At 65.2% G+C, this 11946-nt stretch carries 12 protein-coding genes; 7 read left to right on the forward strand and 5 right to left on the reverse strand.

Translation table 11 applies throughout. From position 1 onward, the window contains the following. Positions 1–608 (reverse strand): helix-turn-helix domain-containing protein (locus tag LPZ50_RS14450; RefSeq protein ID WP_230662165.1); only part of this gene is annotated, 608 nt, incomplete at its 3' end. A gap of 104 nt (positions 609–712) precedes the next feature. Between LPZ50_RS14450 and LPZ50_RS14455 the strand changes: the two genes are divergently transcribed. The 7 genes from LPZ50_RS14455 to LPZ50_RS14485 all read left to right on the forward strand — a co-directional run bounded on the left by LPZ50_RS14455 (position 713) and on the right by LPZ50_RS14485 (position 8363). Then, positions 713–1705, forward strand: coding sequence for a Bug family tripartite tricarboxylate transporter substrate binding protein (locus tag LPZ50_RS14455; protein WP_230662166.1), 993 nt, complete (start codon positions 713–715; stop codon positions 1703–1705). An 18-nt stretch (positions 1706–1723) separates the two neighbouring features. Beyond that, positions 1724–3229, forward strand: a complete 1506-nt coding sequence (locus LPZ50_RS14460; protein WP_230662167.1) for a class I adenylate-forming enzyme family protein — start codon at positions 1724–1726, stop codon at positions 3227–3229. Then, on the forward strand, positions 3226–4008 hold the full coding sequence (locus tag LPZ50_RS14465; protein ID WP_230662168.1) for a citryl-CoA lyase: 783 nt from the start codon (positions 3226–3228) through the stop codon (positions 4006–4008). The genes LPZ50_RS14460 and LPZ50_RS14465 overlap by 4 nt, the downstream gene beginning before the upstream one ends. Before the next feature lie 2 nt (positions 4009–4010). After that, complete coding sequence (locus LPZ50_RS14470; RefSeq protein WP_230662169.1) at positions 4011–4763, forward strand: SDR family oxidoreductase; 753 nt, start codon at positions 4011–4013, stop codon at positions 4761–4763. Then, positions 4760–5602, forward strand: coding sequence for an SDR family NAD(P)-dependent oxidoreductase (locus tag LPZ50_RS14475; protein WP_230662170.1), 843 nt, complete (start codon positions 4760–4762; stop codon positions 5600–5602). Before LPZ50_RS14470 ends, LPZ50_RS14475 begins: the two co-directional genes overlap by 4 nt. A 120-nt stretch (positions 5603–5722) precedes the next feature. After that, positions 5723–6718 (forward strand): Bug family tripartite tricarboxylate transporter substrate binding protein, encoded by a 996-nt coding sequence (locus tag LPZ50_RS14480; protein WP_230662171.1) that lies wholly within the window; start codon positions 5723–5725, stop codon positions 6716–6718. Positions 6719–6761: 43 nt separating this feature from the next. Then, positions 6762–8363, forward strand: coding sequence for an amidase (locus LPZ50_RS14485; RefSeq protein WP_230662172.1), 1602 nt, complete (start codon positions 6762–6764; stop codon positions 8361–8363). Between the two features lie 7 nt (positions 8364–8370). On the opposite strand, the gene LPZ50_RS14490 is transcribed toward LPZ50_RS14485, so the two are convergent. The 4 genes from LPZ50_RS14490 to LPZ50_RS14505 form a co-directional block, all read right to left on the reverse strand. Beyond that, positions 8371–9090: a GntR family transcriptional regulator gene (locus tag LPZ50_RS14490; RefSeq protein ID WP_230662173.1), complete on the reverse strand. Its 720-nt coding sequence runs from the start codon at positions 9088–9090 to the stop codon at positions 8371–8373. A gap of 136 nt (positions 9091–9226) precedes the next feature. Continuing rightward, a complete protein-coding gene (locus tag LPZ50_RS14495; RefSeq protein WP_230662174.1) occupies positions 9227–10807 on the reverse strand; it encodes an acyl-CoA carboxylase subunit beta in 1581 nt (526 codons plus the stop codon). Beyond that, the gene (locus LPZ50_RS14500; protein ID WP_230662175.1) at positions 10804–11031 is read right to left on the reverse strand and encodes a biotin/lipoyl-binding carrier protein; all 228 of its coding nucleotides are present in this window, start codon (positions 11029–11031) and stop codon (positions 10804–10806) included. Before LPZ50_RS14500 ends, LPZ50_RS14495 begins: the two co-directional genes overlap by 4 nt. Before the next feature lie 41 nt (positions 11032–11072). Continuing rightward, positions 11073–11946 (reverse strand): Bug family tripartite tricarboxylate transporter substrate binding protein (locus LPZ50_RS14505; protein WP_230662176.1); only part of this gene is annotated, 874 nt, incomplete at its 5' end.

Raw genomic sequence — 11946 nt, forward strand, 5'->3', positions numbered from 1 at the left:
AGCACGCCCGGCACGGCCGCGTTGCCCACGGCCGCCCAGCCGCGATCGCGCGTGGCATCCACCAGCAGCCGCATCTGGGCCAGCGTCATATGCCCATAGGATCGCAGCGCTTCGCGGTTCTGCTGCATCAGGGCTTCGGCCTCATCCGGCGGCAGGGCGGCCAGCAGCGCCAGCCCTGCCGCGCCCACGCCCAGCGGCTGGCGATGTCCGATGGTGACCGCCAGCACCTGTACCGGGTGGCTGCCGATTTCCCGGTGCAGGCATAACGAATCCGACCCCACGCGACAGATCAGGAACGACGAGTCGCCCGTGTTGTCACTGACACGGCGCAAGGCGGGGGCCAGGCGCGCCACCGATAGCGCCTGTTCGTCCGCCAGCGGGGCCCCGCCGGACGCGGCGTGGTAGCGCCCGGTCTGGGCGTCGCGCCGTGCGTAACCTTCCTCTACCAGCACCGCGACGTAGCGGTATACGCTGGTGCGCTGCATGGCCAGCGCCCGGGCAATACCCACGATATCCAGCCCCTGCGGAGCGCGCCGCAGCGCGCCCAGGATATGCAGGCCGCGCCGCAGCGTGCGCGCGCCGCCATCTGCCTGATCTTGTTTGTTCATTATTTGAACGCCATTGCTTTCCGATATGACAACTGCCGACGATGATATATCGGCCTATCTGGCATGTGTGTCCAAATAATGAACAAATGGCAAGGAGACTGAATATGCATTCTGTGATGCGACACTTGGCACGTCCCTTGGCGGCCATGCTGGCTGCCGTTGGCCTGGCGCCGTTGGCGGCCCAAGCCGCCAGCGACTATCCCCAGCGCCCCGTGACCCTGGTCGTGGGCTACGCCGCCGGCGGCGCCACCGACATCGTGGCGCGGCTGATCGCCAAATCGTTGTCGGATTCCCTGGGCCAGCCCGTGGTGGTGGAAAACCGCACCGGCGCCAACAGCAATATCGGCGCCGAAGTCGTGGCCCGCGCCAAGCCCGACGGCTACACCCTGTATGTGGGTTCGATCGCCAACACCATCAACCGCACGCTGTACGAAAAACTCAACTACGACTTCAAGAAAGACTTCGCGCCGGTGGCTTTGCTGGCCACCATTCCGAACATTCTGGTGGTGCACCCCAAGCTGCCCATCAAGTCGGTGCAGGAATATATCGCCTATGCCAAGAGCAACCCGGGCAAGCTGACCTGCGCGTCGTCCGGCAGCGGCTCGTCCATCCATTTGTCGTGCGAGATCTTCAAGATGGAAACTGGCACCGACATCCTGCACGTGCCCTATCGCGGCAGCGGCCCGGCGGTGGCCGACCTGCTGGGCGGCCAGGTGGACTCGATGTTCGATAACCTGCCTTCATCGCTGCCGCACGTGCAGGCCGGCAAGCTGCGCGCGCTGGGTGTTACGTCGGCCGAACGCGTGGCCTTCGCGCCCGATGTTCCCACCCTGGCCGAATCCGGATTGCCCGGTTTTTCCGTGCAATCGTGGTTCGCGGTCATGACGCCTTCGGGCACGCCGGCACCGGTGATTGCCAAGCTGAATGAGGCCATCAACAAAGGTCTGTCCGGCGACGAACTGCGCAAGGCTTACCAGTCTGGCGGCTTCGTGCAGCCCGCCGCGCCCAACACGCCGGAAACCCTGCAGAAGTTCATCGATAGCGAAATCGACAAGTGGGGCAAGGTCGTGACCACGGCCGGCATCAAAGTGCAATAGCAGAACCAGGAGTTGTCTGTGTACCCGATTGATTTCTTTCTTCGCGCAGCCGCGCGCTTTCCCGACCGCGTCGCGCTGGACACCCCGCAAGGCGCGTGGACATATGCGCGGCTGCGCGACGAAGCACAGGCGCTCGCGGCCGCGTTGCAGGCGCTGGATCCCGCCCCGCAAAGCCGGGTGGCGATCTGCGCCGGCAATACGGCACGGCACGTCGTTGCCCTGCTGGCCGTACTGGCCTCGGGCAAAATCTGGGTGCCGTTGAATTACCGCAGTACCGCGCCGGAAGTGGCGCGCATCCTGGATGCCACCGAACCCGGCATCGTCCTGACGGACGGCACTGGCGAAGCGCTTATCCCGGCCGGGCACCCGGCGCACATTCACCTGGATGCGGGGGCGGAAGGCCTGGCCCTGGACTCTCTGTTGCAGGCGCACGCGGGCCAGCAGCCCGTGCGCTGCGAACCAGGCACCGATGCCACGCAGGCCATCAAATTCACTGGCGGCACCACGGGCCTGCCCAAGGGAGTGATGCAGCCCTACCGGGCCTGGAACGCCGTCATCGTCAACCAGATCCATGCTTGGCAACTGACGGGCGACGATCGTTATGTGGTTGCCGCGCCAGTTACCCATGGCACGTCCACCTATCTGCTGCCGGTATTGGCGCAGGGCGGCATGCACCTGTTCCTGGAAGAATCGTCGCCCGCCGCCATCACCACGGCCTTTCGCGAACGCGGCGGCACCCTGGCCTTCATGCCGCCCACGCTGATCTACATGCTGATGGCCCAGCCCGGTGTGTCGCGCCGCGACTTTCCGCAGTTGCGCAACCTGATCTACGGCGGCGCGCCCATGCCGGTAGACAAGTTCGAGCGCGTGCGCGAGTTCTTTGGTCCGGTGGTGGGCGCCACCTACGGCCAGACCGAATCGCCGCAGATCGTCACGGCCATTACCCCCGCCGAATTCGATGATCCCGCCAACCTGGGGTCGGTGGGCAGCGCCACCTGGTTCTCGGAGTTCGCCATCATGGACCGCGAGGGCAAGCCGCTGCCGGCCGGCCAGCCCGGCGAAGTCGTGGTGCGCGGCGACCTGGTCATGACGGGCTATTGGCGCCTGCCCGAGAAAACCGCCGACACCATCGTCGACGGATGGCTGCACACCGGCGACGTGGGCGTGGTGGACGAACGGGGCTACCTGTATATCAAGGACAGGCTGCGCGACGTCATCATCACCGGCGGCTTCAATGTCTACCCCATCGACGTCGAGAATGCGCTGGCCCAGCATCCGGCCGTCTACGAAAGCTCGGTATTCGGCATTCCCGACGACAAATGGGGCGAGGCCGTGCAGGCCGCGGTGCAGTTCCACAGCGGCGCCTCGGCCACCCCGCAAGAACTGATGACGTTCGTGCGCGACAAGCTGGGCCCGGTGCACGCCCCCAAGCGCATTCATATCTACGACAGCCTGCCCCGTTCATCGGTGGGCAAGGTGCTGAAGAACGTTGTCAGGGATTCCATCATCAAGGAGACCGCATGAACCGCCCCGTTACCCGCTTGTGTGCCCATCACCTGGAAGGCATGTCGTACCGCGACGCCGATCTGGTGGAAGACCTGATCGGCAAGAAAACCTTTACCGAAGTGATGTTCTCGCAGATTACCGGCCGCGATGCCCGGCCGGTGGATTTGCGCATCGTCGACGCCGTGCTGATCACGCTGATGGAGCACGGCCTGACGCCCAGCGCCATTGCCACGCGCGTGGTGTACATGAGCGCGCCGGAAAACCTGCAGGGCGCGGTGGCGGCCGGGCTGATGGCCGTGGGCAGCAGTTTCGTGGGCACCATGGAAAACTGCTCGTTGCTGCTGGACCGCATCCTGAAGGCCGATGACCAGGAAGCCGAGGCGCGCGCCATCGTGCAGCACCACCGCGACCATAAAAAACCCTTGCCCGGCTTCGGCCATCACCTGCACAAGCCCGACGACCCGCGTTCGCTGAAGCTGCTGGAATTGGCGCGCGCCGAGCCCGATCTGGGCGGCAACTGGGTGGCGGCGCTGGATCTGCTGGCCCGTACCGTCGACAGTGTGTATGGCCGCCACATCACCATCAATGCCACGGGCGCCGTGGCCGCGCTACTGGGCGAACTGGGTATCCCTGCCACCCTGATGCGCGGCTTCGCGGTCATTTCCCGCGCGGCCGGCCTGGTGTCGCATGTGGCCGAAGAACAGCAATGCCCGTCGGGCCGCTTCATCTGGGAAACCATAGACCGCGAGATTCCCTATGTGGGCGCGGGCAAATCGGCCCATGGCCACGGAGGCTGAGCATGCAGGCGTCACATACCCCTGCCGGTGAGAAACCGGTGGCGCTGGTTACCGGCGGCAGCGCCGGCATCGGGCGCGCTGTCATCGAGCGCCTGCTGCAGGATGGCTACGAGATCGTGAATTTCGACCTGAAGCCGCCGCCGGCCCTGCTGCCCGGCGAAAGCCATGTGGCCGTGGATCTGTGCAATGCCGACGCCACGCGCGAGGCCGTGGCCGTGCTGGCCGGCCAGCGCGACGTGCTGCGCCTGGTGAACAACGCCGGCACCGTGCGGCCGGCCCTGTTGGAAGACGCCACCCCGGACGACCTGGCCTTCGTCATGGCCCTGAACATCCAGGCCCCCATGCTGTTGATGCAGGGCCTGCTGCCGGCCATGCGCCGCCGCGGGTTCGGCCGGGTGGTCAATATCGCCAGTCGCGCCGCGCTGGGCAAGACCGAACGCACGGTGTATGCCGCCAGCAAGGCGGGCCTGCTGGGCATGACACGCACCTGGGCCCTGGAAATGGGCGCCGACGGCATTACCGTCAATGCCATCGGCCCCGGCCCCATCGCCACTGAACTGTTCGAGCGCGTCAACCCGCCCGGTGCCCCGCAAACCGAGAGAATACGCGCCAGCATTCCCGTGCGCCGCATGGGCACGCCGGCCGATGTCGCGCATGGCGTGGTAACCCTGCTGGACGACCGGGCGGGGTTTATTACGGGGCAGGTGCTGTACGTGTGCGGCGGCATGACCGTCGGCCTGGGGAACGCGGCATGACAAAAGAAAGCGAAGCTCTGCAACCACCGTTGCCGGCCGTGTCGGCCAGGCTGGCGGGCAAGGTGGCGCTGGTGTCGGGCGGCGGATCCAGCGGCCCGGGCTGGAGCATAGGCAAGGCCAGTTGCGCAACATTGGCCCGCCATGGCGCCACCGTCTGCGTGCTGGATGCCAGCCTCGATGCCGCCCAGGATGCGCTGGCCGCTGTGGAGTCGGCGGGCGGGCAGGGCATGGCGCTGCAGGCCGACGTGGCCGACGCCGATGCCATGGCGCGGGCCGTGCAGGCCATCACGGACCGCTACCACCGGCTGGACATCCTGCAGGCCAATGCCGGCATCGGCAAGGTGGGCGGCCCCGAAGATATTGAACAGGCCGACTGGGAACGCATCCAGAAGGTGAATGTGGACAGCCTGCTGATCGCCAGCCGCCTGGTGCTGCCGCTGATGTGCAAGCAAGGCGGCGGCGCCATCGTGGCGGTGTCGTCGGTGGCCGGGCTGCGCTACCTGGGGTATCCGCACCTGGCCTACAACGTTACCAAAGCCGCGGTCATCCAGTTCGCCCGCATGATCGCCCAGCAATACGCCGCGCAAGGCATACGCGCCAACACCGTGGTGCCGGGGCTGATCGACACGCCGCGCGTGCGCCACACCGTGGCCCGCATGTTCTCGGCCGATGACTTCGACGCGGCCCGCGCCGCGCGCGACAAGCAGGTGCCCATGGGGCGCATGGGCACGCCCTGGGAAGTGGCCAACGCCGTGGCCTTCCTGGCTTCCGACGAAGCGGCCTACATCACTGGCACCGAGCTGGTGGTGGACGGGGGGCTGATCGGCAAGTTCGTGTAGGCCGGCAGCCCGGCCTGCCGTTGATCCAAGCAGTTTCTGCGGCCGCCGCCAAGCGGGGCGGCCGTACGCGCCTTGCAGTTTCCAGTCATATAACAGCAGTGATCATCAGGAGAATTTGCAATGTGGAATTGCCGCAGCATCAAGTCGTTGGCAAGCCTGGCCGCCGTGGCCGCGAGCCTGGCAGGCGCCACGCCTGCCCACGCGGAAAACCCGTATCCGGAGCGTCCCGTGACCATCGTGGTGGCCTTCGCGCCCGGCGGCGCCACTGACGTGCTGGCCCGCAAGCTGGCGCAGAAACTGGGCGACCATTACAAGCAGTCGTTCGTGGTGGAGAACAAACCGGGCGCGGGCGGCAATATCGGCACGGCCTATGCGGGCAGGGCCAAGCCGGACGGCTACACCTTGTACCTGGGCACCGTGGCATCGCACGGCGTGGCCCCCAACCTGTACAAGAACACCGGGTATGACCCCATCAAAGACTTCACCCCTATCGGCCTGATCGCGGCCAGCCCGCAGATTGTCGTGGTGAACAAGGATTCGCCCCTGCAATCCATTGGCGACCTGGTGCAGCATGGCAAGACCGACAACGCCACCTACGCTTCATCCGGCGCGGGCACCACCATTCACCTGGCCGGCGAGATGTTCAATATCAAGGCGGGTACCAAGATGGAGCACGTGCCGTTCTCGGGCAGCGGGCCGGCGGTCAATGCCTTGCTGGGCGGCCATGTGGATGTCATGTTCGACGACATGCCGTCGTCCGCGCCGCACGTCAAGGCGGGCAATCTGCGCGCGCTGGCCGTCACCGGCACGCAGCGTTCCGCGCTGTTCCCCGAATTGCCCACCCTGTCGGAAGTGGGCAAGCCCTACGGGCTGGAAGGCTTCAACGTTTCCGCCTGGTTCTTCCTGGGCGCGCCCGCCGGCATTCCCGACAATATTGCCGATTCGCTCAACCAGACGCTGAACGCCATCCTGGTTGAAGACGACATGAAGGCCTACGCCGCCGAGCGCGGGGCAGAAACCTTGCCCGGCACGCGCGCCGAGGCCCGCCAGTTCATCGAAGGCGAATTGAAGAAGTGGAACGAGATCATCACGGCGGGCAACATTCCGAAGCTTTGATCGCCCCACCCATCCGTTTCCGCCCCTGCCCGAGGAGAACCCCGTGACCCCCACGACCGCCACCCGCAATGAGCCCCTCGCGCCATGGCGCGAAGCGATAGCAAGGCTTTCCGCCGAAACCGGCACCAGCCTGGGCCTGATGCCTGATTCCATGGCCTGGGCTTTGCATGCGGCGGCGCAGCCCGGGTCCGGCCCCTCGGCGGGCATGACGCCGCCCGCCGAAGCAGGGTGGGGCGACTGGTGGGAAAAGCGCCAGCAGCTTGCTACGCGCGACGTGACGGTGCAAGACCTGGCGCGCGCGTCGCTGGACAGCCTGGCCAGGGCGCAGGCGGCCACGGGCGCCTGTGTCGAGCCATTGAACGATCTGGCCATGGCGCAGGCTCGCCAGCTGGATGCGCGCCTGGCGGCCGGCCAGCCGCTGGGCCTGCTGGGGGGCATGCCGCTGGCCCACAAGGATCTGCTGCACCGGGCCGGCCACCCGGTGGGATACGGCATGGGAAAGCCCCTGGACGCCGCCACGGCCGACGCCGCGGTGCTGCGCCGCTTCGACCAGGCCGGCGCATTGCACCTGGCGCGCCTGCACATGACCGAACTGGCGTTCGACCCTTCCGGCACCAACGCCATGGCGGGCCATTGCCGCAACCCCTGGTCGGCCTTGCGCATTCCCGGCGGTTCTTCCAGCGGTTCGGCCGCGGTGGTGGCCGCTGGAGCTGTCTACGGCGCCCTGGGCAGCGACACCGGGGGCTCGATCCGCATTCCGGCAGCCCTGTGCGGTGTCACCGGGCTGAAACCCACGTTCGGCCTGGTCAGCCGGACAGGCGCCATGAGCCTGAGCGCCACGCATGACCACCTGGGGCCGATCGCGCGCAGCGCGCGCGATTGTGCGCTGATGCTGCAGGCCATCGCCGGCCACGATAGCGCCGATGCCGGCAGCGTGGCCGCACCGCCTGGCGGCGACTATGCCGGCAGCCTGGATGCGCCGCTTGACGGCTTGCGCATCGGCGTGCCGCAAGGCTACTTCGCCGCTGGCCTGCATCCGCGTATTCAGGCCGTTGTCGCCCAATGTGTCGAGTCGTTCCGTATGTTGGGCGCCGATATCCGTGAAGTTCCGGATTTCCCCTATGCCGACGTGAACGCGCTGGCCATCATGATGATCCGCGCCGAAGCCGCCGCCCTGTACGAGAATCTGTTGCGGGTAGGGGCCGCGCCGGCCCTGGGTGAATTCACGCGCGCGCGCCTGCGCGAGGGCGAACCGATACCGGCCACGCTGTACCTGCAGGCGCTGGCCTTGCGCGGCCCCTTGCTGCAACGGTTCGGCCATACCGTGCTGGCCGGCGTCGATGCCTTGCTGGCACCGGTGTTTCCCCTGCCCACGCCGCGCATCGACGCCTTCGATGCCATCGATGCGGGGTCGCAACTGCTGCGCGGCGAACTCACGCGCCTGACGCGGCCGTTCAATTACCTGGGGCTACCGTCATTGTCGCTGCCGGGCGGCGCGTGCGCGCCGGAGGACGATCCTGTCGAACTGCCCGTGGGGTTCCAGTTGATCGGGCGCCCCTACAGCGAGGCGTTATTGCTCAGGTTGGGACACGCCTTCCAGAAGGCCACGCAGTGGCATCTGCGCAGGCCTCCTGTGTGGGGATGACCCTGCGTCAAAGAATGTATTTCAGGTACTGCTTCAGGCACGCCTTGGCATCTTTGATGTTCTGGCGGCGCATTTCCTCGGCCCTGTCGGCGTTGCCCTCGCACATCGCCTTTAATATTTCGCATTGCTGCCGCACACCGGCTTCCGCCCTGCCGGGCAGGATGACAATGCGCCGGATGAGTACCTGGGTTTTCTCGTGGATACTGTCCAGGGCGCGGGTGAGTTCGGGGTTGTCCGCTGCCACGATGCACCTGGCGCGGAATTGGCTGACGACATCCGTGTAAAGTTCGAAATTGCCTTGCTTGACGGCTTGCGTGACTGGGCCCAGGAAGTATTCGTACAGTTCCTTCCATTCGTCGGGCTGGGTGTTCAGCGTGGCCAGCCGCACGCACAAGCCTTCGAGCACTTCCCGGATATCGTAAATACGGAATACCTGTTCAGGCCCGAGCCGGGCCACCATGGCTCCTCGATTGGGCGTACGTTCGATCAGTCCGCGCTGTTCCAGTTCGACAAAGGCATCGCGCACCCGCGTGCGCGGAATGTTGAATTCCGCTGCCAGGTCGTATTCGTTCAATTTCGAGCCGGGGGAAAGGTCGCCTTTGGCGATGCGCTCGCGCAAGATCAGCGAAAGATCGTTGCCGGCCGAACGGCCTCCTTTGCGTGCGGGGGCTGCGTCGGTATCGGCGGTAGCCGTGGTCCGCTTGCGGGAGGAAGTAGTGGTGGCCATGGTGGGTCGAAACACAAATTGGTATAGAGGGCGAGTGTATTAACCGGCGTCTGCAACCGTCAATCCGACCTGGCCAGGATCGGGGAGGCAGGCGCACCGGGTGCGGGAAGCGCCTGCGCTGGCTCACGCGTGCTGCTCAGGGGCGCACCCCCGGCTTGTGCTTCGGGCCAAGGTTTATCTTAAGGGAGCCTTGCGCGGCGTTGATAAACCTAGCCAGGTAGTGTCGTGTCTCGCGCGGGTCGATGACGTCTTCCACGCCAAAGGCTTCGGCAGTGCGAAAGGGCGAACCATAACGGCGCAGTTTTTCCTCGATTTCGGCTTCTTTTTGCTTGGGATCGTCGGCCGCCTCGATTTCCCGGCGAAAGGCCGCCGCCACACCGCCCTCGACCGGTAACGAACCCCATTCTGCCGTGGGCCATGCCAGTTTCAGGCCGATTCCCATCTTGTCCGTGGCGGCCATGCCGGCCATGCCATAGCACTTGCGCACGACTACCGTCGCCATGGGGACAGTGGCTTGCAGGCTGACAAACACGCTGCGCATGCCGTCGCGCAGCGTCCCTTGGGCTTCGGCATCGCGGCCCACCATGAAACCCGGCACGTCCACCAGGAAGACCAGCGGAATGTGGAAGGTATCGCACATTTCGATGAAGTGGGTCTGCTTGCGGGCGCCTGCCGCATCGATGGCGCCGCCATAGAACATGGGGTTGTTGGCGACGATGCCGACTACGTGGCCATCGAGCCGGGCCAGCGCAGTGATCACCGCCTTGCCATAGGTAGGCTGCATTTCGAATACCGAGCTGGTATCGAAAATCATGCCAATGACGCGGCGCATGTTGTATGCCTTGCGGCGGTCCTGCGGCACTATGGTGGCAAGTGCGTCATCACGGCGGTCAAATGGATCGCCGGTGCTTGTTCGCGGGGGTAATTCCCAGACGTTCTGTGGCAAGTACGACAGAAAACGCCGGATCTGCGCAAAGCATTCTTGTTCGCTGTCATAAGCGTCGTGAATGGTGCCCGCCACGTCCACGGCGATTTTGCTGCCGCCCAGGTCTTCTTTCTGAATGTCCTGGCCCAGCGATCGCTTCACGACAGGCGGGCCCGCGGCAAATACCTGGCTGTTGCCCTTCACCATCAGCGACCAGTGCGACAGAATGGCGCGCCCTGCAGGGCCGCCCGCCGCCGTTCCCATGACAGCGCACACCACCGGCACCTGGCCAAGCAGGGCTGTGGCCGTCTCGAAACCATGCACTCCGGGGAAAACAGTATGTCCACGCTTTTCTGCCGAGGTGACGCTTCCCCCGACGCCGTCGCACAAATTGATCAGCGGAATCTTGTAGTTCAACGCCAGGTCTTCGACAAATCCGCCCTGGCCGCCTTTCTTCCGGTCGCCGCTCCAGCTCGCGCCACCTCGTACGGTGTAATCCTCCCCGCCTACCGCCACCGGGCGGCCGTCGATTTCGGCCAAGCCCATCACGTACGGCGCTGGCGTCACGGTTTGCAGGCGGCCCTGTTCGTCATAGTGGCCGGTTCCCGCCAGGCCGCCTACTTCCTGGAAACTGTGGTCGTCGCACAATGAAGCGATACGCTCACGTACGGTCAGCTTGCCGGCGTTGTGGTGCCGTTCGACGGATGCCTCGCCGCCCATGCGGCGCGCCAGCCCGCGGCGCAGTTCGAGTTCTTCGATGCCCGATGCAACTTGCTCGACAGGGGCGTTCATTGTTCGGTCTCCTCGATCGTCGCGATGACCTGGCCTTCCTCGACCGACTGGCCGGCTTCGACCAGAATGGTCCCAATGACGCCCGATGTTTCGGCCTCGACCGGGATCTCCATCTTCATGGATTCCAGGGTGATCAGTTCGTCTCCCTGGTGTACGCGCTGGCCGGCCTGGCAATGAATTTTCCAGACAGACCCGACGACCTCTGATTTCACTTCCACGCTCATGAGTCTTCCTTGGGGCAGATGCAATACGAATGAACGACGCGCTATTGCGGCTGAATGCCAGCCGTGGCGCCGACTTGTTTCCACGTTGCCAATTCTTGGCGGAAGGTTTTTTGAAAGTCTTCCACGCCGAGATCAGCCAGGGTAAGGCCGCCGCCGCCAACCAGTTTTTCCCTGACGGCGGGCTCTTTCAGCACCTGGTTGATCTCGCGATTGAGTTTTTCGATTGTGTCCCTGGGCATATTTTTCGGCGCCATGATGCCGAAGAACAGGCTGCGGTCATATTCGGGAACACCGGCTTGCGCAAAGGTAGGCACATCGGGGATAAGGCTCGAACGTTCCTTGCCCGTAACGGCCAGGCCAACGGCCCTGCCGCTCGCAATGACTGGCGCCGCCAACAGCAGGGTGTCCATCAATGCATCGATTTCCCCGCCCATCAGCGCCGTGCTGGCCTGGCCGTTGCCCTTGTAGGGCACGTGCGTCATCGTGGCGCCGGTGTACGAACTGAAGGCTTCCATGGACATATGGGTGGAGCCTCCCACACCTGAACTGCCGAAGTTCACTTCACCCGGCTTGGCGCGCGCCCGCGCGATCAGATCCTGTAAATCCCGGATGCCGGATTTCTTCGACACCATCAGCACCGTCGGCAGATAGCCGATGAGCGCAACGGGCTGCAGTTGCCCGGCGACTTCGGCGGCATTCTTGTAAACGGCGGGATTGACGGCAATGGCGCTCGATACGGTCAGCAGTGTGTAGCCGTCGGGTGCCGCGCGCACTGTGTCCTGCGCCGCCAGGGACCCGCCCGCCCCGACTTTGTTCTCGACCACGATCGGCTGGCCCAGGCGCTTGGCCAGTTCGTCAGACACCACCCGGGCCACGATGTCCGTGGCGCTGCCGGGCGAGAAGCCTACATACATC

The sequence above is a fragment of the Bordetella petrii genome (assembly GCF_020991325.1).
In the GTDB taxonomy this organism is placed as follows: domain Bacteria; phylum Pseudomonadota; class Gammaproteobacteria; order Burkholderiales; family Burkholderiaceae_B; genus Bordetella_A; species Bordetella_A petrii_E.

Excerpts from the sequence above, each read along its gene's own strand:
- LPZ50_RS14475 (WP_230662170.1), top strand. The coding sequence starts at position 4,760 with ATGACAAAAGAAAGCGAAGCTCTGCAACCACCGTTGCCGGCCGTGTCG.
- LPZ50_RS14470 (WP_230662169.1), top strand. The coding sequence starts at position 4,011 with ATGCAGGCGTCACATACCCCTGCCGGTGAGAAACCGGTGGCGCTGGTT.
- LPZ50_RS14465 (WP_230662168.1), top strand. The coding sequence starts at position 3,226 with ATGAACCGCCCCGTTACCCGCTTGTGTGCCCATCACCTGGAAGGCATG.
- LPZ50_RS14480 (WP_230662171.1), top strand. The coding sequence starts at position 5,723 with ATGTGGAATTGCCGCAGCATCAAGTCGTTGGCAAGCCTGGCCGCCGTG.
- LPZ50_RS14455 (WP_230662166.1), top strand. The coding sequence starts at position 713 with ATGCATTCTGTGATGCGACACTTGGCACGTCCCTTGGCGGCCATGCTG.
- LPZ50_RS14490 (WP_230662173.1), bottom strand. The coding sequence starts at position 9,090 with ATGGCCACCACTACTTCCTCCCGCAAGCGGACCACGGCTACCGCCGAT.
- LPZ50_RS14500 (WP_230662175.1), bottom strand. The coding sequence starts at position 11,031 with ATGAGCGTGGAAGTGAAATCAGAGGTCGTCGGGTCTGTCTGGAAAATT.
- LPZ50_RS14495 (WP_230662174.1), bottom strand. The coding sequence starts at position 10,807 with ATGAACGCCCCTGTCGAGCAAGTTGCATCGGGCATCGAAGAACTCGAA.